The organism is Salinisphaera sp. T31B1, assembly GCF_040361275.1.
Lineage (GTDB): Bacteria > Pseudomonadota > Gammaproteobacteria > Nevskiales > Salinisphaeraceae > Salinisphaera.
On sequence record NZ_APNH01000003.1, the window covers coordinates 280,317 to 302,636 of the forward strand.

A 22,320-nucleotide genomic window follows, 5' to 3' on the forward strand; every position below is an offset into this window, starting at 1 on the left:
GGGCCCGGCTGTGCCGCTCGGGTGGATGTCCGGTCGGGGGTTGGAGCGGTCGCTCGGCGATAGCCGCGCCGGCCAACGATATCGCCGGTTACTCATAATGCGGGTAACCGACGCGGCCGATCCACGGCTCTCAGCGCCGTTCGGGCTGCGTGGCCCGGCGCGTCATCGGGCCGATGAACGCCGCGCTCGTCTCATCCATGCCCGATCGAAAGCCCCGCCGCGTGCGGTGATCGCACCGGACGCGGCAGTCCGCACGGTCAGCTGGACGTCTGTCGGCGTGGACGCTGTCTGTTGCCCGTCGCGTCGCGATCGGGCGTCTTGGCGGCTTTCTTCTTGGCGGATTTGTCTTTTTTCGGCGGCAGGCCGGTCGGCTTGTCGTCGCCGCTGGTGTTGTGGCCGGTACCCGGTCGATTGGCGCCCAGCATCGGCTTGAGGAACCGTCCGGTGTGAGAGGCGTCGACGTCGGCGATGTCCTCGGGTGTGCCGGTCGCGATGATCTCGCCGCCGCCGTCGCCGCCTTCCGGGCCGAGATCGATCAGCCAGTCCGCGGTCTTGATGACGTCAAGGTTGTGTTCGATCACGACCACGGCGTTGCCGGCGTCGCGCAGACGCAGGAGCACGGTCAGCAGCTGCTTGATATCGTGGAAATGCAGCCCGGTAGTCGGCTCGTCCAGCAGGTAGAGTGTACGCCCCGTATCCCGCTTGGATAGCTCACGGGCGAGTTTGATTCGCTGCGCCTCGCCGCCAGAGAGCGTGGTCGCGTTCTGTCCGAGCTTGACGTACGACAGGCCGACATCCATCAGCGTCTCGAGCTTGCGCTTGAGGCTGGGTACCGGCGCGAAGAACTCCATTGCCGCTTCCACGCGCATGTCGAGCACGTCGGCAATTGTCTTGCCCTTGTAATGGACCTGAAGCGTCTCGCGGTTGTAGCGCGCTCCCTTGCAGGTATCGCAGGTGACATAGATATCCGGCAGGAAATGCATCTCCACCTTGATCACGCCATCGCCCTGGCAGGCCTCGCAGCGGCCGCCCTTGACGTTGAACGAAAAACGCCCCGGCTGATAGCCGCGCGCGCGCGCTTCGGGCGTGTTGGCGAACAGTTCCCGGATCGTGCCGAACAGGCCGGTATAGGTGGCCGGGTTGGATCGCGGCGTCCGCCCGATCGGCGCCTGGTTGATATCGATGACCTTGTCCAGATGTTCCAGGCCCTCGATCGCGGTGACAGGCGCGGCCCGCGCGACGGCGCGGTTGACCTGGCGTGCGGCCGCGGGGAACAGCGTTTCGTTAATGAGCGTGGACTTGCCCGAGCCCGATACGCCGGTGATACACGTCAACTGCCCCATGGAGATCGACGCGCTGGCGTTCTTGAGGTTGTTGCCGCGCGCACCCTTGATGCTGATCTGGCGTTTGGCGTCGAACGCGACGCGTTTGTCTGGGATGGCGATCGAGCGTCGGCCGGACAGATACTGCCCGGTCAGCGATTCTTCGCTGGCTTCGATCTGCTTGGCGCTGCCCTGAGCGATGATATGGCCGCCGTGGTCGCCGGCGCCAACACCCATGTCCACCACGTATTCCGCCTCTCGGATGGCGTCCTCGTCGTGTTCGACCACGATCACCGTATTGCCCAGGTCGCGTAGCCGCTCGAGGGTGTTGAGAAGCCGTCGGTTGTCGCGCTGGTGCAGGCCGATCGACGGTTCGTCGAGCACGTACATCACGCCAACGAGACCGGCGCCGATCTGGCTGGCCAGGCGGATGCGCTGGGCTTCACCGCCGGACAGGGTTTCGGCACTGCGCGACAGGGTCAGATAATCCAGGCCCACGTCGAGCAGAAAACTCAGGCGCTGACGGATCTCCTTGAGAATAGGGGCGGCGATCTCGCCTCGGTGGCCGGGGATATCCAGCGCATCGATGATTTCATGCGCACCGGCAATGCTGGCCGCATTGATCGTCGGCAGGGTGGTCTCGGCGACCTGCACATGGCGGGCGGCGGTGTTCAGCCGTGCGCCGCCGCACGTCGGGCACGGCTTGTTGGATAGATACTTGGCCAGTTCCTCACGGACCGCCAGCGAATCGGTTTCGGCATAGCGGCGCTGCATGTTGTTGAGCACGCCTTCGAAGGCATGCTTGCGTACCCGCGTTCGGCCCCGGGCGTTGACGTAGCGGAACTCGACCCGATCGCCGCCCGAGCCGTCGAGGATGACCTTCTTCGCCTGGTCGGGCAATTTGGCCCAGGGCGTGTCGACATCGAAGCCGTACTTGTCCGCCAGCGACTGGATCAGGCCGAAGAAATAGGGGTTGCGCCGGTCCCAGCCGCGCACTGCGCCGCCGGCCAGGCTCAGACTGTCGTCGGTGATCACACGGTCGACGTCGAACACACTCTGCGACCCGAGGCCGTCGCAGCCCGGGCAGGCACCGTGCGGCGAATTGAACGAGAACAGCCGCGGTTCCATATCGTTGATCGAATAGCCGCAGACCGGGCAGGCGAACTGGGCCGAGAAGACCTCCGGCTCACCTTCGCCGCGCCACGGCATGATCCAGGCAATGCCTTCGGACAGCCGCAGCGCGGTTTCGAAGGATTCCGCCAGCCGCTGGCCGATGTCGTCACGGATCTTGAAGCGATCCACCACGACTTCGATATCGTGCTTCTTCTTCGGATCGAGCGTGGGTACGTCGTCGATCTCGACGATCTCGCCGTCGACACGCATGCGTACGAAGCCCTGGCCGCGCATCTGCTCGAAGATGTCGCGGTGTTCGCCCTTACGCGATCGGATGACCGGCGCGAGCAGCATCCATGCCGACTCGGCTTGTTTTTCCAGTGTCTGATCGACCATCTGCGACACGCTCTGTGCGGTCAGCGGTTCGCCATGATCGGGGCAATAGGGCGTACCGGCGCGGGCATAGAGCAGGCGCAGGTAGTCGTGGATCTCGGTGACCGTACCCACGGTCGAACGCGGGTTATGCGAGGTCGATTTCTGTTCGATGGAGATCGCCGGCGACAGGCCTTCGATAGAATCGAGATCCGGTTTTTCCATCATCGACAGGAACTGCCGCGCATAGGCCGACAGCGATTCGACATAGCGCCGTTGGCCCTCAGCATAGATCGTGTCGAACGCCAGGCTCGATTTGCCGGAGCCGGACAGGCCGGTGATCACGATCAGCTGATTGCGAGGCAGGTCGAGGTCGACGTTCTTGAGATTGTGCGTGCGCGCACCGCGAATGCGGATACTGTCCATGCGAGTGTGGCAATGGCAGGGGGATAACCCGCGAGTATACGTGGGCCGGCAAGCGCGTCACAAAGCGATGGCTCAGAGTGCCTGTGCTAGACTGCGCGCCCTGTCGATGACGCCGATTCACGGCGTGACCGCGGCCCGGACGCAGCGTATGCGGCCGAGCCGCCAGCGGCCTATTGCACACTCAGCGGGCGGCCTATGACCAAGTTCGAGACGCGGGCGGCATTCTCTCTCGCAGGCATCTTTTCCCTGCGGATGCTCGGCCTGTTCATGATCTATCCGGTATTTACCTTCTATGCGAACACGCTGGAGGGTTCGACACCGGTGACGGTCGGATTGGCCCTTGGGGCGTATGGGCTGACCCAGGCATTACTGCAGATTCCCTTCGGCATGCTCTCGGACCGGTTCGGCCGTAAACCCATGATTACCGTCGGGCTGATCATATTCGCCCTGGGCAGTGTGGTGGCGGCGCTGTCGGGTTCGATCACGGGGGTGATCATCGGTCGCGTGCTGCAAGGCGCCGGCGCCGTCGGCTCGGTCATCCTCGCGCTGGGGGCCGACCTGACTCGTGAAGAAGCGCGCACCAAGACCATGGCCGTGATCGGTATGACCATCGGCCTGTCGTTCGCGGTGGCACTGGTGGTTGGGCCGTTGCTGAATGCGGTGGTGGGTGTCGCCGGCATCTTCTGGCTGACCGCCGTACTGGCGCTGCTGGGCATCGGTGTGCTCTATGCCGTCACGCCACAGCCGATCGCCCTGCGAAGCCACCGCGATACCGGTGCCGTACCGGCCCTGTTCGCCCGTGTGCTCGGCGATGCTCAGCTGTTGCGGCTGGATTTCGGCATCTTCGCGCTGCATGCGATTCTCACGGCCAGCTTCATCGCGTTGCCCAACGTGCTGCACGACGTCATCGGTATCGACCAGGCGCATCAGTGGATGGTCTATCTGCCGGTACTCATCGCCTCGGTCGTGCTGATGGTCCCGATGATCATCATCGCCGAAGCCAAGCGACAGATGAAGCCGGTGTTCATCGGTGCGATCGCCACCCTCGGCCTGACCCAGATCGCGCTGCTGGTCTGGCATGCCAGCCTGGTCGAACTGGTAATCGTGCTGACGCTGTTCTTCGCCGCCTTCAACCTCATGGAGGCCAGCCTGCCGTCGCTGATTTCCAAGGTGGCCCCCGCTGATGCCAAGGGGACTGCCATGGGCGTGTATTCGTCGTCGCAGTTTTTCGGCATATTCATCGGCGGGACCGTGGGCGGCTGGGCCTATGGCCTGGACGGGCCGTCCGGCGTGTTTATTTTCTCGGCGATCGCCGCGCTGCTATGGTTTGGCGTGGCGGTCACGATGAAGGCGCCGCGCTTCACCCAGAGCCGCATGTTGCGGGTCGAGGTGGCCGACCGCGCCGACGCGCGACGGCTGACCGAACAGCTACTCGCGCAAAACGGCGTGGTGGAGGCCGTTGTGGTACCGGAGGACGGCGTGGCCTATCTGAAGATCGACAGTGCGCAGGCCGATGAGGTCGATCTGGACAAGTTTTCCGAACGTCCGGCCGAAGCGTAGCGCGGCCGCGGACGTTTCAACCCGTTATGGAGTGTGGCAATGGCAAGTAGGGGCGTGAACAAGGCGATCCTGATCGGCAACCTCGGCGCCGATCCGGAAACCCGCTATACCGCGGGCGGAACCGCCGTGACGAATATCAATGTCGCCACGTCGGATACCTGGCGCGACAAGAGCTCCGGCGAAATGCAGGAGCGCACCGAATGGCATCGTGTGGTGTTTTTCGCACGCCTGGCTGAGGTGGCTGGCGAATATCTACGCAAGGGTTCCAAGGTCTATGTCGAGGGCCGTATTCAGACCCGCAAGTGGCAGAACAAGGACGGCGTCGATCAGTACACCACCGAGATCGTCGCCAACGAGATGCAGATGCTCGATTCGAAAGGCGGCGGTGGCGGCAGCGCGCCGTTCGGTGGCGGCGGTGGCCAGCAGCAGCGCCCGCAATCCTCGGGCGGTGGCTATGGCGGGGCCCAGCGTGGCGGCGGACAGTCTGGCCCGGGTAATCAGCCGCAGCCGCAGCGTCAGCCGGCCGGTGATCCGGGCTTCGACGACGATCTGGACGACGATATTCCGTTCTGAGCCGGCCGGGCCGCGAGCGATTGCGGCCGATTCGTTGTACGCTATCGATCTGGGCTAACAGCGCGCGATATTGCAGGCTTGGAGTAGATAATGGCCGATCCGGTGGAACTGCCACAGTCTGATCATGACTGGGAAACCAGCAAGAATTCGCTGATCCGGCGTCTCAAGCGCGTCGAGGGCCAGGTGCGTGGTCTGCAGGCCATGCTCGAACGCGATGCCGAATGCGAGGATATCGCGGTGCAGATGTCGGCCGCGCGCAAGGCGCTGGATCGGACGTTCTACAACATGCTGTCGTGCGTGATCGAGCGCGAACTGTCCTGCTCGCATCTCGATTCCGCCGATGCCCGGGAACGGCTCAAGTACGCCACGGAGCTGCTCGCTCGCTATGGTTAGCGGTCCGGTTCTTCGGAACGGGACGCCAACGCCTGAACCCGCCAGTGGGGCCGACCCGTCCGGCTGGGTTTGTCGATATGAACGATCGTACAGGCTGACCGGCGACGGTCACGATTAGCTGACAAACGCGCCATCCCCGGTTGCCGCAAGCGTGCCGGACACGAGTTCATCACGCGTGCGCGCGGTATCGATCAAGCCGACTGGCAAAACCGGGTGGATGGCTATGCCTGTCGGTAATAGGCGTAGCAGCCGGATGTCGCGAGTCCAGCGGTCGGTCGACGGCTCCCGTCGCGCTATTCTGTTTACCGGAGCCGACGCATGAGGGCGCTACCGGCGATAAACGCCAAACCGAACCAGGCCGCCTCGCGCGGATTGAGTGCGAGAGCCGCCAGGGCCGGGCCCGGGCAATAGCCGGCCAGGCCCCAGCCGATGCCGAACAGTACGGCCCCGCCCAGCAGCGGCCGATCCACGCCTTGTCGAGACGGCGATTGAAACGTTGCCGCCAGCCACGGGTGTTTCAGGCGCCTGGATACGGCATAGGTCAGCCCGAACGCGGTCAGCGCGCCACCCATGACCAGGGCAAGACTCGGATCCCACGGGCCGACAATATCCAGAAACGCCAGAACCTTGGTCGGATCGGCCATCTGCGACAGCCACAGGCCGGTACCGAACAGCCCGCCGGCTGCCATGGCCAGCAGATTCGTCTTCATGAGCCGATGCCCAGGACGTGGCGTGTCAGCACCGCTGTCAGAATCCCGGCCAGCATGAACACCGCGGTGGCGGTCAGCGAGCGCCGCGAGCCCCGGCCGATACCGCAGACGCCGTGGCCGCTGGTGCAGCCATTACCCATGCGTGTACCGATGCCTACGAGTACGCCGGCGATCACCAGCCACACGGCGGGAAAACCCGCGCGTACAGACACGTGTTCGGGCCAGATCAGGCTGAAAACGGCCGCGCTAACGATCAATCCGGCCAGGAACCAGCCGCGCCAGGCGCTACCTGTCTCGCGTCCGACCAACGCATGCACCATCCCCGATATACCCGCGATTCGGCCAAGGCCCAGCCACAGCAGGGCTGCAGCCGCGCCGATCAGCACACCCCCGGCGAGGGCGCTTATGGGGGTGAAGTCGACGACGCCGGTGAACAGGCCGATCATGGTTGGTTCCTATGGAAAACGGCCCGATCATGCACTCAGATCCGGACGCGGTTTCGGCCGGGGCCAGTGCCAGTCGCGTCCCTTGAGCATGACGTGCCAGTACAGCCAGGGGAAAAACTGTGCCTTGAGCGGCCAGTGGATACGGCGCACCTTGCGCGGGTCGAGCGGAAAGCTGGAGACGACCTCACCGCCATAGCGGAATTCGGCGAGCAGTACCTTGCCATGGGCGACCGTCAACGGGCACGCGCCGTAGCCGTCGTAATCGTCGGCTGGCGACACGTTCTCGCCAAGTGCGCGGCGCAGCCCGGCGACCACCACGGGGAACTGGCGACGGATCGCAGCCATGGTCTTGGCGTTCGGCGTGTCGGTACAGTCGCCCAACGCGAACACGTTGTCGTAACGGCTATGGGTGAGCCGATTCTTATCGACGCTGACCCAGCCCGCGTCCCCTGCCAGCGAGCTGTGCTTGATCACGTCCGGTGCCGATTGCGGGGGCACGACATGCAGCATCTCGAAGCCGCGTGTGACGTGCCCGTCGTCGGTATCGAACGTGGCTTCACGGCGGTCGCCGTCGACGGCGATCAGCGAATGCTTGAAATACGGTGTCGCCCCGTAGCCGGCGATCACCTTGTCGAGCTCGCGTGCATAGGCCGGTACGCCGAACATCGCGCCGCCCTGATTGTAGAACGCGACTTCGGCTTTCACGTCGCGCTTTCTCAGGGTGGCCGCGGTCAAATACAATGCTTTCTGAGGTGCGCCCGCACACTTGATCGGCATCGCGGGTTGGGTAAACAGTGCCCGGTCGCCGTCTTTGAGCGATTGGGCCAGCTCGTGGGTATAGGGTGCGAGATCGAATCGGTAATTCGAGGTAACGCCGTTACGGCCCAGCGTCTGTTTCAGGCCGTCGATTGCGCCCCAATCCAGCTGCAGGCCGAGGGCGACGACCAGGAAGTCGTAGGTCACGGCCGCGCCAGAGGCCAGATCGACCCGATTCGCGTCGGGATCGAAGCCGGCCACCGTATCGCGAATCCAGTGAGCCTTGGCAGGCATCACATCGGCCTCGGCGCATCGGGTGGCCTCTGCGCGCATATCGCCGCCGCCGACGAGCGTCCAGCCTGGCTGGTAATAGTGATCGCGACTCGGTTCGATGACGGCGACGTCGAGCGACGGATCGGCCTTGAGCAGGGCCGCCGCCACCGGAATACCGGCCGTACCACCGCCGGCGATCACGACGCGATGATGTAGGGAGGTCGCTGAATCGGTCATGGCTTGCTCGATCTTGCTGTGAATACCCTATAGGGTATAATCCATATCCACCGCTATTTGCAAATGACTCGCCGGCAGGCGCCGATCGGCGTCTGCCAGCGAACACCGACATCGGGACACAAGACCATGACACGACCGGAAGTCGTCGGATTCTTCGATCGGAAGACCTTCAGCGTTCAATATATCTGTATCGATATCGAGTCAGGACGCTGTGCCATCATCGATCCGGTGCTCAACTACGACGAGGCGTCAGCCACCACGAGCACCGAGTCGGCGGACGAGATCGCTACGTTTGTCAAAAAGCGCGGGCTGACCGTCGACTGGATCCTGGATACCCACCCGCACGCCGACCATCTGTCGGCCGCTTTCTATCTGCAGGGTATATTCGATGCCCCCCGCGGTATCGGCGAGCATGTGATCGACGTTCAGAAGCTCTGGAAGAATATCTACAACTTCGGAGACGACTTCAAAACCGACGGCCGGCAGTGGGATCGGCTGTTCGCCGACGGCGACACGTTCACCGTCGGCAACCTCGATGCACGAGTGATGCACTCGCCGGGCCATACCCTGGCCTCGATCACCTACGTGATCGGCGACGCCGCGTTCGTGCACGACACGCTGTTCCAGCCTGATTTCGGCACCGCGCGCGCCGATTTCCCCGGCGGCGATGCGGCCACGCTGTATCGCTCGATCCAGGCGATTCTCGAACTGCCCGACGACACGCGGCTGTTCACCGGTCACGACTACATGCCGGACGGCCGCGAGCCGCGCTGGGAATCCACGGTCGCCGAGCAGCGTGCAAACAACCCGCACCTGCAGGACATCGACGAAGCGGCATACGTTGCGCTGCGTAATAAACGCGATGCCGAGCTGCCGTTGCCCGCACTCATGCTGGCCGCGCTGCAGATCAACACCCGCGGCGGACGCCTGCCGGAGCCTGAAGACAACGGCACTGCCTATCTCAAGATACCGCTCGACCGGTTCTAGTCACGGTCGTTGTACCGGTACGACGCCCTATTGAGGGACCAGCGCGTAACCCCGTTCGCCGTAGATGACCAGATCGCTGAGTGCAGACAGCGCGACGTCCACGTCGTCGTCCACCCACGACTGATCGAACGCGTGTTCGGCGAGTGCCTGGCCACAGACATGTACGGTGACGCCTGCCTTGCGTAGGGCGGCGATCAGCGCGGTATTGGGGTTGGCCTGTCCGAACTGCTCCTGGTATTGCGCGTCATTGAGGATACTGGGTGTCGCCGGCCCGTGGACCACGGCCACGAAGTCGAGTTTGTCGACGGGCACGCCGGCCGAGGCGAATACGTTGACCGCCCGCGCGACGTGTTCCAGACCCGGATTCGGCTGATCGGGGCTTTTCGCTGCCTTGGTCACATCGAACACGGCCTTGTGCCGGGCATCCGTCGAGGGCTGGTTGACGGCATCCGGCAGCGGCTTGATCCCGCCATAATCCTTGATCGCCGGATATTGCCAGCCGCCCCCCGCGGCCCACGCGGGCACAGACCCGGCCAGCAACAAACTGAAGATAATCAGGGCCACACGAAATATCCTCTTCACGGCGAACTCCTTGTTGCCTAACAAACTGATTGATTAGCGGGTTGAAAGGCTGCATGCAATCGTCGAACGCGGGCAGGCGGCCAGGCCCGCGGGTCGATGTCAGCAGGGTCGGTGTCCGATAGCGTTCGACACGGCCGAACCCCGCGCGGCGCTGGCCGGTTCATGGGCGGCCTGTTGGCGTTCGAGCGCATTCACACGGCGCTCGAGATCCTGAATGGCGGCGCGCTCATCCGACACGGTCGTCTCGTCCGTCACATGCGTGCCGGACGCCGCGTGATGATTCACCGGCCCGTCCAATGCTTGAATGGCTTTCTGTTGCGCCACGGCCGCCGTGGGCAGGCATAACGTTGCGGCACACACCGTAAACAGGAGCATTCTGTATCGGTGAGATCGGGTCATGGCAAATCCTTGAGTGCAGAATGGATGCGGCTGTCGTAGTGAGTGGCCATAAATGGGCTATAAATGCGCGAGCGTTGCATTCAGGGTTTAGGCCCCAGAATTTTCTCTACGTCGTCGCCGCGCGGCATGCCCTGTTTGAGGCCGATATCGCCATTGGCCTTGCGATAGAGAATGGTCGGCGTGGCGAAATAACCCAGCGCCTCCATGAGGCTGTTGTTGTCCAGGATCTTGTCGCGGGCGGCGTCGGGGATATCCTCGGCGATATCGATACCGCCGCTGGCATAGTTGCGTTCCTGGCGTTCGAGCGCGGCTTCCGGATCGTCTGCGCCCACGATCGTCGCTGCCTTGGGCACACTGTCGGCCTTGAGAATGCCGACCATCACGTGACGGATCTGAACCTCGCCGGCTTCGACCCAGGGCCGCGCCGTTTGCCAGAACTGGTTGCAGTAAGGGCAGTTCGGATCGGTGATCTCGTAGACGATACGCGGCGCGTCTGCCTTGCCATCGCGAATCCATGTGGCTTTGCCGAGCTGTTCCCAGGCTTTCTCGTTCTGCGGGCCGGACGCGATTCGCTCCAGGGGTTCGGCGGTGAGATTGTTGCCGTTTTCGTCCACCAACGTGCCCAGTACCGCGTGTTGGCCGTCTTCGGTGACATAGATCGCCATCGGACGGCCCTGGAATGTTGCGGCATAGCCCCGCAGGCCGCCGGGGGCATCGAACGGCCCGAGAATCTCCAGGCCGCGATCGGCCATGGCTACCACGGGCGCGGGCGGGTCGGTCTTGTCCTCCGGGGCGGACCAGGCCACCAGGGCGTAGGCGCCGATCGCCACCGCGGCGATCATGCCGATGATCGGCAGTCGTAGATTTCGGGTCATGGTTGCTCCGAGTCGTCGTTGGAAGAAGCGGCGGTGGCGAAGCGTTCGAGCGCCGCTGTGAGGGTCGCGCGCGACAGCTGGCCGAGATGGCTGTCGACCAGCCGACCGTCGCCGTCGTAGAACAGGGTCGTGGGCAGCGCGACCGAGCCGGCCTGCTGGGCGAGGCGCCCGCCGGGGTCGCGGACGACGTGATCGAGCGCCAGCCCCTGGCCGTCGAGGAATCGCTGGATGGTCGGCGCGGCTTCGGCCTGGTTCGCGAACACGAACAGCACGTCATCGCGTGCCGCCTGGGCGGCCTCGAGTACCGGCATCTCGGCCCGGCAGGGCGGGCACCAGGTCGCCCATAGATTGACGACCACGGGACGGCCGTCGGCTTGTGCCTGCAGGGCGGCCAGATCGGTCTGCTGGCCATCGAGGGTGGTCAGCGCGGCATCCGGCAGCCGGCTGGCCTCGTGCTCGATCAATGACAGCGCCCCGCCGGTCAGCCCCCAGGTCAATGCACCGGCCACCAGCGCCGCGCCCAGCGGCCGACGCAATACAGGCCGGCGCCGCATGACCAGCGCGGCATAGAACGCCATGCCGATCAGCCCGCCGACCGCGTCGAAGCCGCCGTCGCGAATATCGATCACGCCGATCGGCTGATCGCGATATTCGCCCAGATAACGCAGCACGAAGATCACGCGTGCGGCGACTACGCCCACCAGCGCGAGGTTGAACAACGTGTCGCTGATCGGCACATCGCGCCGCCGGGCGGCGAGCTTGCCCGCGATCAGGGCCGCGACGAGCGCGACGATCATCAAGGCGTGGGCCACCGACAGCGCGAACGGCCCGACGGAAAACGACAGCATCAGGATTCACCACCGGATTGATGGGCGCGGGCCCAATGATCGAGAAACGCCTCGGCGTCCAGTTCACCGACGATACGTGCGGCGCGGCGTTCCCGGCCATCCGGGCCGATCAACAGGATCGTCGGCGGGCCGACCACCCCGAAACGGCGCATCAGTTCGCGATCGGCCGTATCGTTGTCGGTGACATCCGGGCGCAATAGCTCGACATCGGCCAGCGCGCGCTGGACATCGGCATCGCCGAAGACTTCTTTTTCGATCACCTTGCACGAGACACACCAGTCGGCATAGAAATCGACCAGGGTCCAGCGGCCGTCCTGGGCGGCGCTGGCTACCTTGTCGTCCAGATCATCGAGATCGGCCACGTTGTCGAAGCGGGCCATGAATCCCTGTGCCTCGCCCGGCCCGGCATCGGAGGTGACAGCGGACAGGCCCGCGAACGCCAGCGGCTGGCTCAGGCTGTCGTTACCGGCCGCGCCGCCGATGATGAGCAGCCCGCCCCACAGCCCGACGATCGATCCGGCCACGCATGCGGTCATCGCCGCTGGTCGCGGCGTCGACGACGCGGACACGCCCAGTTGGTACAACGTCATGCCGGCGGCCATGGTCAGCACACCGGCGCCGACCATGGTCCAGTGATCGGGAATCACCCGCGCGATGAACCACAGCGCCATACCCAGCAGTACGAAGCCGAACACCACCTTGACGCCGGTCATCCACGGCCCGGGTCGCGGCAACAGATGTGCGCCGAGGCTGCCGACCGCGACCAGCGGCGCGCCCATGCCCAGGCCTAGAGAGAACAAGGCCGCGCCGCCGAGCCACACGTTGCCGGAATCGGCGATATACAGCAGGGCGCCGGCCAGCGGCGCAGTCATGCAAGGGCCGACGACGAGCGCGGACAGCCCGCCCATGAGTGCTGCGCCGCCCAGGCTGCCGCCGCGCTGATCGGCGCTGGCACTCTGGAGTCGATCGCGCAACGGCGCGGGCAGCTGCAGTTCGTAGAAACCGAACATCGCCAAGGCCAGCGCGATGAAGATCGCCGCGAATACCCCGAGCACCGTCGGCGTCTGCAGCCAGGCCTGGAGATTCGCCCCCGCCAGGGCAGCGGCGACGCCGAGTAGCGCATAGACCACGGCCATGGGCAGCACATAAGCCAGCGACAGCGCGAACCCCCGGCCGCTGCGCGCGTCACTGCCCACGATCAGGCTGGTCAGGATCGGCAGCATGGGCAGTACGCAGGGGGTGAACACCAGCAGCACGCCGAGGCCGAAGAACACGGCCAGCACCCAGCCGGTATCGGCGTCGGCCAGACGTGCGGACAGCTGCTGGTCTTCAGCCAGCGATGTCGCGCCGGCGGCGATCGACTGGTCAGCGCCGTGCCCGGCCGTTGCCGCCACGCCGTCAAGTTCGATGCTTGCATGCTGCGGCGGATAGCAAAGCCCGGCTTCGGCGCAACCTTGCCAACCCAGGTCGATCGTGCGGGCCGTGCCGGGGTCGATGGTCGCGGCCACCTGATCGTGGTAGACCTCCGAGTCGCCGAAGAACTCGTCGGATATCGGCTTGCCGTGCGGCAGCGTGACGCCGGCGATCGGCGTGGGTTTGCCGTCGAATGCGAACTGATGCCGATACAGATAGTAGCCGGGGGCGATGTCCCATGTGACGGTGAGGGTGCCGTCGTCGTGGCGCGTCACGTCGTGAGTGAATGCCTGGGCGGCGCTCAGGAAATCGTCTCCGGCGGCCGAGCCCTGGGCGAAGCCCACACCTGATGTCATCACGCCGGCGAGCAGCGTGGCGAACAGCGTCGCGAAGATGAACATGCGTCTCATGCCGTCATGGTTCCGGCCCGAAGTGGCCGAGCGATGCTCGAACGCCGGTATTAAGTCAGAATTAACGACGGGCAGGGTGCGACGCTTCATACCCGCTTAATCCGGCCCGTGATAATCGAGCCCAGCCATGCATGTACTGTTGATCGAAGATGACACGCTCGTGGGCGGCGGCATCCGCACCGGGCTGGAAGTCGCCGGCTTCACGGTCGACTGGGTGACGTGCGCGGCCGACGCGCGCCTGGCCGTGACGGCCGTGGCCAGCGATATCGTGGTGCTGGATCTCGGCCTGCCGGACACCGACGGGCTGAGCCTGTTGCGCGAATGGCGCTCGGCCGGTCTGGCCGTGCCGGTACTCGTGCTCACGGCCCGCGATGCGGTGGCCGATCGGGTGACGGGTCTGCAGGCGGGTGCCGACGACTACCTGCTCAAGCCGTTCGATCTAGACGAGCTCAGCGCGCGATTGCAGGCGCTGCTTCGACGCGCGGCCGGACACAGCGGGCCAATGATCGTGCACGGGCCGATCGCGCTCGATCCCGCCACGCACGCGGTACGGCGCGACGGCCAAGTGGTCGATCTGACCCGTCGCGAATACACGCTGTTACGCAAGCTGCTGTTCGCCCGCCGCGCGATCCTGTCGGCCGAGCAGCTCAAGGACAGCCTGTACGGGCTGGATACGGAAGTCGATAGCAATGCCGTCAACGTGCATATCTATCATCTGCGACGAAAGCTGGGCGCCCACGTGATCCGGACCGTGCGCGGCCTGGGCTACCAGTTGGGTGCCGCGGCGGACATCGAACGGACCCCGCCGGCATGAGTCTGCGACGGCAACTGTTGCTCTGGCTCGGGCTGTCGTTCTGTCTGCTCTGGACGATCGCCGCGGCCTGGCTCTACAGCGATCTGCGTCAACAGATGCGCACCACCCTCGATCAACGGCTGGCGGCCTCGGCGCGCATGGTTGCCGGGCTGGTCGCGCAGCTGCCGGCCGATGCCTGGCGCCAGGCCGGCGAGCCGATACTCTCGATTCCCCAGAGCGCCGGCGTGGCCTGTCAGATCAATTCACCGACCGGCCAGGTACTCATGCGTACGCACGGCGAGTTCGACGGTCAGCTCGATATGCCGGCCCCTGGCTTCAGCGACCGTCTTATCGACGGCCAGCCCTGGCGCCTGTTCACCTATGTACAGAACGGGCTGCATATCACCACCGCCGATCGCCTGGCCGAGCGTGTCACGCTCCAGCGCAACGTCATCGTCGTAGCGGTCGTGCCGTTCGTGGTCGCGCTGCTGGGCAGCCTGCTGGTGCTCTGGCTGGGGCTGCGGCGCGGCTTGCGGCCGCTGGAACGCCTGCGCCGAGAGCTGTCCCGACGGGCACCGGACACCCTGACGCCGATCGAGGTCGAGCACGCGCCGAGCGAACTGCGCCCGGCCATCGATACGCTCAACCGGCTGCTGGTCCGGACCGGTGAAGCACTAACACGCGAACAGCGGTTTACCAGTGATGCCGCCCACGAGCTGCGGACACCGCTGACCGCCATCAAGACCCATGTACAGCTTGCCTCGCGGCTGGAGCCTGCCCGCGCCGGCCAGGCGCTGGCCGATGCACAAGCCGGAATCGCGCGCCTGCAGCGCACCCTGGAGCAACTGCTACTTCTGGCACGAGTGGAAGCCGACGAAACGGCGTTCGATCGGGTGCCGGTAGCCTGTTCGATCGTGGTGGATGCGGCCCTCGCTGACCTGCCCGATGCAGCACGTATCTGCACCGACGATGGATCCGCCGGGTCGTTGACGATCGCAGCGCCACAGGGGCTTGCGACCGCGGCGTTGCGCAATCTGCTCGAAAACGCGTTGCGTCATTCGCCAGCCACGGATTCGATCGAACTGGCCATCGACGCCACGCCCGAACAGGTGGTGTTCTCGGTACGCGACCGCGGCGACTGGCCGGCCGAACGCGACACCGCCGACCTGACACGTCGTTTCTGGCGTGGTGCTTGCGGCCGCGGGCCGGACAGCGGGAGTGGTCTGGGACTGACCATCGTGGCCGCGATCGCAACGCGGATGGGCGGCGAGCTCGTCTTTGAGCCGCGTGCCAACGGTGGCCTGGTGGCCCTGCTGTCGCTGCCGCGGGTTTCCGACCGACCGTATTCTTAAGTCGAAGGTCGGAATTCATATCGAACTGCAGCGATCGGCCGCTCGGGCACGATCGACCAATGCCCGGGCCATGCTCGGGTACGCAGCGTGGACTACGGCTTGCGACGGGCGGGTGCTGGCCGCGGGATGATCGATGCGGATCAGGCGCGGTGTCCGGGCCGTCCAGAGCGTCGCCAGCGCGGGCTGTGAGTCATTGGAGCCGATTGCTACAAGCAGCCGCCGCGCCGGCCCGACCGCTTTGACAGGATAAGGCCTGCGTGCAGGCTCTCAGCCGTGGCCATGAGCCTGGCCGCGATAGTGATGGGTGAGCGGTTTCGGGCCGGCAATATAGCCCGCGTCCAGCCAGTCGAGCGAGAAACCGGCGCCGGCCAGCAGATGCGGTACGTCTCGATCCAGATGACAGCCGCCGGCCAACCGGCGCCAGGTCGGGGTTAGCCGTGCCTGCCACCGGGCAATGTGGGGCTCTCGAGCGAGGCCGTGTTCGCAGAACAGCAGAGTGCCGTCGGGTTTGAGCACGCGGCGCATCTCGGCCAGTGCGACAAGCGGTTCGGCGATGGAGCACAGGCTATAGGTGACCACGACCGTATCGAAGCTGTTCGCCGCCGCCGGAATTCGTTCGGCGGCGACGGGGAGCAGGGACACATCGAGACCGAGTCCGGCAAGCCGGGACTTGGCACGCGGCTGCATTGCCGTCGCCGGGTCCAGGCCGACGATTTCGTTGACCCTACGGGCGTCGTAGTGACGAAGATTGCGCCCGGTCCCGATACCGACTTCCAGTACGCGTCCGTGGGCGAGCGGTACGAGCCGGGCGCGCTCGGCCTCGACCTGGGCCAGGCCGCACGCACAGTCGAGCATATGCGGCAGGACATATCGGGCGTAGACGCCCATGGCCCCGGTACGTGCTCAGCCGAGCTTGGCGCGTGTGGCATCGAACAGCGGCGACTGCTTGTTCAGCCCGGACGCCTGGCCGATCTCCATGGCCTGATCGGCGCTCTTGTCTTGAATATGGCGGGCGCGATACGCCATCAACGCGCCGACCCGGTTGCTGCTCGCACAGTGAACCATCGCCGGTACGCCGTCGGCGCCGAGTGCTTCGTCGAGGGTGCGGGCATTGGCATCGTTGATATCGTCCGGGCCGGCGACCGGGATATGCACATAGCGCATGCCCAGATCGCGCACATGGGCGGCTTCGTCGAACTCGTCGAATTCGCCGACGGGCCGCAGATTGACCACGGTCTTGACGCCCTGGTCAGCAGCAGCGGCCAATTGGTCGGCGCTCGGCTGACCGGCGGTGACGATATCGTTGTCGGGGCGGCGCGCGTTGGCCAGATCCTGGGTGTAGTCCGTCATCATCGTCTCCTGGTGTTCATGAGTGTCAGGGTTTGCCTGTCCTGGGTACGGTGCCCGCCGGCGGCGCGTTTTCGCCGAGCACGCGGCCGTTGACGGTCTTGCCGTACATCGACTGCTTGCCGTGATATTTCTCGGCGGTTTCGGCGACCGAGCCGTTGAAGCGCGGATCCTGGGGGCGCGGCTGGCTGTCGATGTACTGGGCCACGTCCCAGGCCTGCTGGTCGCTCAGGGTGGCAGCACCTAGCGGCATATTGGCCTTGATGAACCCGGCGGCGGTATTTACTCGGTGCATGCCCGCGCCCCAGTTGAACGAGCGCGCCCCCCACAGCGGCGGGAAGGCGATGCTGCCGTCGGCCGCACGCTGACCCTGGCCGTCACTGCCGTGACAGAGCGCGCAATGGGTTTCGAAGACCTTCTCTCCACGCGCATAGCTCGGCGGCTGCTCGGGTTCGTCGAGTTTCGGGTAGCCGGCGCCCGGCATCTTCTTGCCCACCGGCGCGCCGCTGGCCAACCAGTAGGCATAGGTCTGCAGTGCAGTGAGCACGTCGTCGCCGCGCGGCGGGGCGGTGCCGTTCATGCTGTAGCGGAAACAGCCCTGGATCCGCTCGGCGAAGTCGTTGACGTGCTTGTTCTTGCCGCGATACGCCGGATACATGCCCCATGCAGCCCATAGCGGCGCCGAGTCGGCCAGCCGCCCGGCATCCAGATGACAGTTGGCACACTGCAGATCGTTGCCGACGAACGGGCCCGCATGCTGCTGGGTGTTCGTGAAGATCTGTTCGCCCTTGCGCACCATCGCGCCGAACTCGTTGTCGGGTATCGCATCGCGGGCGGGGGGCGAGAACACGGCGGTGTCGTCCTCGTTCGGGTCACTCGTGGCGGGCTGAGCGGTGGCCGGTGCGTCGGCCTTGTCCGCAGGCGCTTCGTCGGCCGTGGCCGGCGGATGGTCCTTGGTCTTGTTGATTGTCTGGGCGCCAGCATTGGCCTTGGCCGGGCTCGTGACCGGGCCGGTCTGACTCGCGGCCGTGCGATCGTCGGCATGGCTTGCCACCCACACGATCACCGCCGCTAGCAGGAAAAAGGACACGGCCACGGTCAGCAGCGGGATACGGCTACTCATGTTCGTCTCCTTCGGTCTTGTGGGTAGCGGGTGTCTGTGCGGCGAAATACGCGGCGACCGGCGCCAGGTCGTCGTCGTGCAGCTGGCTGGCGATGGATGCCATCAATCCCATGGGCCCGCCGGGGCGCTTGCCGGTGCGCCAGGCGCGCAACTGAGCTTCGATATAGCCGGCGGGCTGGCCGGCCAGAGGCGGGAAGTACTCACCGACCCCGACGCCGGCCGGTCCGTGGCACTGTACGCACGCCGGTATCCCGTCGGCCCAGCGGCCGTGTTCGGCCAGCGCGGTGCCCGCCGCCGGAATATCGCCGGTATCGGTGCCTGTGCTTCGGGCGGTCGGAACCGGCAGCCGGCTGTAGTAAACAGCCATCGCCTGCCGCTGCTCGTCGGACATCGCGCCTGCGATCGGCATCATCACCGCGTTGGCGCGCTGACCCGAGGCAAACGCATCCAGTTGTTCGGCGAGATATGTTTTACCCAGACCGGCCAGGCGGGGAAATCCCGCGGCCGAATTGCCGCCGCCGTCGGCGCCATGGCAACTGCTGCACGGGGCAATCTTGTCGCCGAGGCCCTGCTTGGCGATCGACGCGGCGTCGGGCGAGGCTGCGTGGGTGGCGACAGGTAACAGAAAAAGGGTCGTTATGACCGCTTGTAGAATCCGTCTCATGCCGATTGCTCCTCTGCCGTCAACTGCCGATCATCGTATGATCAGATACCCCGGCAGGTAATGGTACAATAATTACTGTTATAACCATATATCTCATAATTCTATACTTCGAGCGCCAACGAGCGGCATTGCGGGAATAGGTCATGGCCATACTGTTCGGCATCATCGTGGGACTCGCGCTGGGGTTGACCGGTGGCGGCGGATCGATATTCGCGGTGCCGCTGTTGATTTACGGCCTCGGCGTGGCGCCGGCCAGTGCGGTGGCGATCTCGCTGGGCGCCGTCGCGATCACCGCGGCGTTCGGGGCCGCCGAGGGCCTGTATCGCGGTGTCGTCGAGCTGCGGGCCGCGCTGATCTTCGCCGTGGCCGGCATGGTGGCCGCGCCGCTGGGCGTATATATCGGCGGCCGGGTGAGCGATACGGTGGTGGTGCTGTTGTTCGCCGGGCTGATGATCGTCGTGGCTGTCCGCATGGGCTTGAAGGCGCGGCGTACGCCGGATGAATCCGCGGTCGTACGGGCTCGTTTTGCCGAACAGGCGACGGCCGATCCCGGAACGGTGTGTCGCTACAGCGGCGACGGCCGGCTTCGTCTGAATGCGCCCTGTAGCGCGGCCCTGGCCGCAGTCGGGCTGGTCGTGGGCGTGTTGTCGGGCTTTTTCGGGGTCGGCGGCGGTTTCCTGATCGTGCCGGCGCTGATCCTGATCACCGAAATGGGTATCCACCGAGCGGTGGCGACATCGTTGCTCGTGATTACCTTGATCGGGCTGTCGGGAGTGGCCTCGGCGATGTTTTCCGGCCGCGAGATCGACTGGGCGCTGACCGCGCTGTTCGTTGTGGGCGGCGTGCTGGGCATGGCCGGCGGTCGCCGGTTGGCCCGTCACCTGGCCGGGCCGCGGTTGCAGTGGCTGTTTGCGGCTGCAATGCTCGCGACCGCCGGTTTCATTATCGTCGAACGCCTGTTGTTCGGCGGTTGATCCGGTACCCACCGCGTATCTGGCGCAAGCGTTTGATCCAGATCAATCCCGGGCCGGAGTGCCGTGATTATCGTGACGCTTGCATCGATACACGAGTGACATCCGATGGCTAAGCCGTGTTCTTACAACGACCCCATAACCTACCTCGGCCAACTCATGGACGAAGCCGTTAGGCGTGGCGTGCCCGATTACCAGGCGGCGGCGTTGGCGACCGTGGAGCCCACCACCGGGCGACCATCGGTACGGACTGTGTACGTACATCGATTGGGCGACACACTCGGTTTGTTCGTCAACAGCCGGACCGGCAAGGGCCGGCAGCTGGAGTGGAACCCTCACGCTGGGCTGTGTTTCTTCTGGCGTAGTCTGCAGACACAGGTAGTGATCGACGGTACCGTGGAGTTGTTGGATGAGGCCAGCGCCGATCATCTATGGTCGCGGCGATCGCGTGAGTGTTCGTTGGTTGCCAGCGCGTCGCATCCGGAACGCGTCACTGCTGGTTCCGTAACCTTGCCCGAGCGCATCAGCCAGCGGCGCCACCGATACGACTTCCAACCGGTACCCAGACCACTCTACTGGGTTGCCTACCGGCTGATTCCCATCCGAATGGAGTTCTGGGCCACGGGCTGGCAACGGGCGCGGCTGCGACGTCTGTTCGAACGTGCGCCCGACGGCGGTTGGCAGCATGTTCTACGTGAACCGTGATCGACGGTCTGCTAACCCGTTGGTGTCCGCCGTAGTTGATCCTGCCGGCTTGGCCGCGGCGTGAATAGGTGGTTTCGCGCGAGAGGCTGTTTTATCCATCGCTGCAGGGGGTCTGTGCCATGGATGACGTACGCGCGGATCGGTGTCTGGCCAGGCGATCCGACCGGATCAGCTATCCGGACGGGGAGGTATCGCCGGTCGGCCGGCGGCACCTGCTCGCGCCCGGCGATCGATACCCAAGCATGGCCTGTTGTGATCTCCTCGGGCCGCCATGCGCGATACGCCTGCTCCTGCCGTTCGGCCGATGGACGTACCGGCAAGTCGCGACGGTAGATTGATTGGTCAGGCGGGGCCGGCTTTTGCAGGGGGCAAACGACAGGTCGCCCGGATGGCCGCGCTCGTCGCTGGGCCGGATGCTCAGCCGCTCCACCGCCATCCGCCGGCGGCACGCAGTACCACGACCGAGCAGGGCGCTCGGCGCAGCACGCGATCGGCGGTGCCGCCCAGCAGGATGTCGCGGCTGCGGGGGTTGTGAGAAGCCATGACGATCAGCCCGGCGCCGATGTCCACCGCCCGGCCGACAACGGTCGGTGCGACCGGGCCCGCCAGGGCGGTACTTTGCCAGTGGGTGCCGTCGCGAAATTCCAGCTGCGCGATTTCACGCAGTTCGGTGCCGGCTTCCTCGATCGCCTCGTCGACGCTGTTGCGTGGCACATAGGGCCAGATCGCCACGTCGTCGGGCACGACGGTGATCAGATGAATTTCAGCGTCGTATTGAACGGCCATTGCGGCCACGGCAGAGAAAACCAGATCGAAGACGGCTTCATGCCCTAGATCGATCGGTACCAGCATGCGGTTGTTCATGATCAGATCTCCCGTTGAGCATCATGCGCCGGGTATCAGTCAAGCGCGTTGCGGCTTTGATCAGCCCGGGCCGGATCGTCGTCGGCAATCGCTTTCTGGCGCACGACGAGTACCGAATGCCGGGCATGCTTGACGACTTGGCTTGCCGTGCTGCCCAGCAGCACATCCCAGAACGCGGGGTTGTGCGAGGCCATGACGATCAGATCAGCATCGAAATAATCCGCACGGCGCACGATCGTGCGTGCCACCGGACCGACCCGCACATCGGCTTCCCACGCCACCCCGGGCGCCAGGTGCCGTACGGCGATGTCTGCCAGCGCCTGTTTGGCATGCTCGCCGAGCGCTCGTACCTGATCGGTGGCGACATAAGGGAAGTCGCCCACATCGATCTGGGGGATGACGTTGAGGAGCACGATACGATCCCGGTCGTCCAGCCGCGCGCGCTCGACCGCGCCGAAGACGCTGTCGAGCACGAGTTCGTGGTTAAGATCCAGGGGAACGACGATGGTCTGTGACATGGCGAGTTCTCCAGTGGGGCGGGTTCGGTGTCCAGTGTGCGGTCGTGGCCGGCCCAGCGTGTTGATCTGGATCAAGCGCTCGCGGCGGCGACCGCCGCTCAATCGCGCTCGGCGGGCTCGTCGACTTCGAGGATGACGGTGCCGGTGGCCGCGATGAGCATCATCATCACGGTGCCCAGCACCCAGGCCAGGTACCAGGCGCCGGCCTCGCCGAGGACGATGGCCAGGAACAGGGCGATCAGTCCGACGAGAAACCAGAACGCGAACAGCAGAATGTTTTTCATGGGT

24 protein-coding genes are annotated in these 22,320 nt (G+C 65.2%); 8 read left to right on the forward strand and 16 right to left on the reverse strand.

Annotation, left to right across the window (positions count from 1 at the left end; all coding sequences use genetic code 11):
* Positions 1–257: 257 nt before the first annotated feature.
* Positions 258–3,233 carry an excinuclease ABC subunit UvrA gene (gene uvrA / locus T31B1_RS12760; RefSeq protein ID WP_353249892.1) on the reverse strand — a complete coding sequence of 992 codons (2,976 nt, stop codon included), beginning with the start codon at positions 3,231–3,233 and terminating at the stop codon, positions 258–260.
* A gap of 195 nt (positions 3,234–3,428) precedes the next feature.
* Between uvrA and T31B1_RS12765 the strand changes: the two genes are divergently transcribed.
* From T31B1_RS12765 to T31B1_RS12775, 3 genes are all read left to right on the forward strand, one after another.
* Positions 3,429–4,793, forward strand: a complete 1,365-nt coding sequence (locus T31B1_RS12765) for an MFS transporter (RefSeq protein ID WP_353249893.1) — start codon at positions 3,429–3,431, stop codon at positions 4,791–4,793.
* Between the two features lie 39 nt (positions 4,794–4,832).
* Positions 4,833–5,366: a single-stranded DNA-binding protein gene (ssb, locus tag T31B1_RS12770; protein WP_353249894.1), complete on the forward strand. Its 534-nt coding sequence runs from the start codon at positions 4,833–4,835 to the stop codon at positions 5,364–5,366.
* Between the two features lie 90 nt (positions 5,367–5,456).
* Positions 5,457–5,759: a metal-sensing transcriptional repressor gene (locus tag T31B1_RS12775; protein ID WP_353249895.1), complete on the forward strand. Its 303-nt coding sequence runs from the start codon at positions 5,457–5,459 to the stop codon at positions 5,757–5,759.
* A gap of 302 nt (positions 5,760–6,061) precedes the next feature.
* On the opposite strand, the gene T31B1_RS12780 is transcribed toward T31B1_RS12775, so the two are convergent.
* From T31B1_RS12780 to T31B1_RS12790, 3 genes are read right to left on the reverse strand one after another with little or no spacing between them, the layout of a single operon-like run.
* On the reverse strand, positions 6,062–6,469 hold the full coding sequence (locus T31B1_RS12780; protein ID WP_353249896.1) for a DUF6691 family protein: 408 nt from the start codon (positions 6,467–6,469) through the stop codon (positions 6,062–6,064).
* Positions 6,466–6,915 carry a YeeE/YedE family protein gene (locus tag T31B1_RS12785; protein WP_353249897.1) on the reverse strand — a complete coding sequence of 150 codons (450 nt, stop codon included), beginning with the start codon at positions 6,913–6,915 and terminating at the stop codon, positions 6,466–6,468. The genes T31B1_RS12780 and T31B1_RS12785 overlap by 4 nt, the downstream gene beginning before the upstream one ends.
* A gap of 27 nt (positions 6,916–6,942) precedes the next feature.
* Entirely contained in the window at positions 6,943–8,181 is a 1,239-nt protein-coding gene (locus T31B1_RS12790) for an NAD(P)/FAD-dependent oxidoreductase (protein ID WP_353249898.1), read from the reverse strand.
* Positions 8,182–8,307: 126 nt separating this feature from the next.
* On the opposite strand from T31B1_RS12790, the gene T31B1_RS12795 reads away from it, so the two are divergent.
* Positions 8,308–9,168, forward strand: coding sequence for an MBL fold metallo-hydrolase (locus tag T31B1_RS12795; RefSeq protein ID WP_353249899.1), 861 nt, complete (start codon positions 8,308–8,310; stop codon positions 9,166–9,168).
* Between the two features lie 27 nt (positions 9,169–9,195).
* Here the strand turns inward: T31B1_RS12795 and T31B1_RS12800 are convergent, their stop codons facing one another.
* The 5 genes from T31B1_RS12800 to dsbD all read right to left on the reverse strand — a co-directional run bounded on the left by T31B1_RS12800 (position 9,196) and on the right by dsbD (position 13,686).
* Positions 9,196–9,750, reverse strand: coding sequence for a DsrE family protein (locus T31B1_RS12800; RefSeq protein ID WP_353249900.1), 555 nt, complete (start codon positions 9,748–9,750; stop codon positions 9,196–9,198).
* Positions 9,751–9,849: 99 nt separating this feature from the next.
* A complete protein-coding gene (locus T31B1_RS12805; RefSeq protein ID WP_353249901.1) occupies positions 9,850–10,125 on the reverse strand; it encodes a hypothetical protein in 276 nt (91 codons plus the stop codon).
* Positions 10,126–10,229: 104 nt separating this feature from the next.
* Positions 10,230–11,024 carry a thiol:disulfide interchange protein DsbG gene (gene dsbG / locus T31B1_RS12810; protein ID WP_353249902.1) on the reverse strand — a complete coding sequence of 265 codons (795 nt, stop codon included), beginning with the start codon at positions 11,022–11,024 and terminating at the stop codon, positions 10,230–10,232.
* Entirely contained in the window at positions 11,021–11,872 is an 852-nt protein-coding gene (locus T31B1_RS12815) for a prolipoprotein diacylglyceryl transferase family protein (protein ID WP_353249903.1), read from the reverse strand. Before T31B1_RS12815 ends, dsbG begins: the two co-directional genes overlap by 4 nt.
* Complete coding sequence (gene dsbD, locus T31B1_RS12820) at positions 11,872–13,686, reverse strand: protein-disulfide reductase DsbD (RefSeq protein ID WP_502950991.1); 1,815 nt, start codon at positions 13,684–13,686, stop codon at positions 11,872–11,874. Before dsbD ends, T31B1_RS12815 begins: the two co-directional genes overlap by 1 nt.
* A 136-nt stretch (positions 13,687–13,822) precedes the next feature.
* Between dsbD and T31B1_RS12825 the strand changes: the two genes are divergently transcribed.
* Together T31B1_RS12825 and T31B1_RS12830 are read left to right on the forward strand one after the other, a co-directional pair.
* Positions 13,823–14,509: a response regulator gene (locus T31B1_RS12825; protein ID WP_353249905.1), complete on the forward strand. Its 687-nt coding sequence runs from the start codon at positions 13,823–13,825 to the stop codon at positions 14,507–14,509.
* Positions 14,506–15,840 (forward strand): ATP-binding protein, encoded by a 1,335-nt coding sequence (locus T31B1_RS12830; protein ID WP_353249906.1) that lies wholly within the window; start codon positions 14,506–14,508, stop codon positions 15,838–15,840. Before T31B1_RS12825 ends, T31B1_RS12830 begins: the two co-directional genes overlap by 4 nt.
* 267 nt (positions 15,841–16,107) lie before the next feature.
* On the opposite strand, the gene T31B1_RS12835 is transcribed toward T31B1_RS12830, so the two are convergent.
* Genes T31B1_RS12835 through T31B1_RS12850 form a run of 4 tightly spaced genes read right to left on the reverse strand, consistent with a single transcriptional unit; the run spans position 16,108 to position 18,974 of the window.
* The gene (locus T31B1_RS12835) at positions 16,108–16,728 is read right to left on the reverse strand and encodes a class I SAM-dependent methyltransferase (RefSeq protein ID WP_353249907.1); all 621 of its coding nucleotides are present in this window, start codon (positions 16,726–16,728) and stop codon (positions 16,108–16,110) included.
* Between the two features lie 15 nt (positions 16,729–16,743).
* Positions 16,744–17,190 (reverse strand): protein tyrosine phosphatase family protein, encoded by a 447-nt coding sequence (locus tag T31B1_RS12840; RefSeq protein WP_353249908.1) that lies wholly within the window; start codon positions 17,188–17,190, stop codon positions 16,744–16,746.
* A 25-nt stretch (positions 17,191–17,215) separates the two neighbouring features.
* A complete protein-coding gene (locus T31B1_RS12845; protein WP_353249909.1) occupies positions 17,216–18,310 on the reverse strand; it encodes a c-type cytochrome in 1,095 nt (364 codons plus the stop codon).
* Positions 18,303–18,974 (reverse strand): c-type cytochrome, encoded by a 672-nt coding sequence (locus T31B1_RS12850; RefSeq protein WP_353249910.1) that lies wholly within the window; start codon positions 18,972–18,974, stop codon positions 18,303–18,305. Before T31B1_RS12850 ends, T31B1_RS12845 begins: the two co-directional genes overlap by 8 nt.
* Before the next feature lie 143 nt (positions 18,975–19,117).
* On the opposite strand from T31B1_RS12850, the gene T31B1_RS12855 reads away from it, so the two are divergent.
* Positions 19,118–19,948 (forward strand): sulfite exporter TauE/SafE family protein, encoded by an 831-nt coding sequence (locus T31B1_RS12855; protein ID WP_353249911.1) that lies wholly within the window; start codon positions 19,118–19,120, stop codon positions 19,946–19,948.
* A gap of 156 nt (positions 19,949–20,104) precedes the next feature.
* Complete coding sequence (locus tag T31B1_RS12860) at positions 20,105–20,650, forward strand: pyridoxine/pyridoxamine 5'-phosphate oxidase (protein WP_353249912.1); 546 nt, start codon at positions 20,105–20,107, stop codon at positions 20,648–20,650.
* Between the two features lie 417 nt (positions 20,651–21,067).
* On the opposite strand, the gene T31B1_RS12865 is transcribed toward T31B1_RS12860, so the two are convergent.
* The 3 genes from T31B1_RS12865 to T31B1_RS12875 form a co-directional block, all read right to left on the reverse strand.
* Entirely contained in the window at positions 21,068–21,514 is a 447-nt protein-coding gene (locus T31B1_RS12865; protein ID WP_353249913.1) for a universal stress protein, read from the reverse strand.
* 35 nt (positions 21,515–21,549) lie between these two features.
* Entirely contained in the window at positions 21,550–22,032 is a 483-nt protein-coding gene (locus T31B1_RS12870) for a universal stress protein (RefSeq protein WP_353249914.1), read from the reverse strand.
* A 98-nt stretch (positions 22,033–22,130) separates the two neighbouring features.
* Positions 22,131–22,316 (reverse strand): hypothetical protein, encoded by a 186-nt coding sequence (locus T31B1_RS12875; RefSeq protein ID WP_353249915.1) that lies wholly within the window; start codon positions 22,314–22,316, stop codon positions 22,131–22,133.
* Positions 22,317–22,320: the final 4 nt, after the last annotated feature.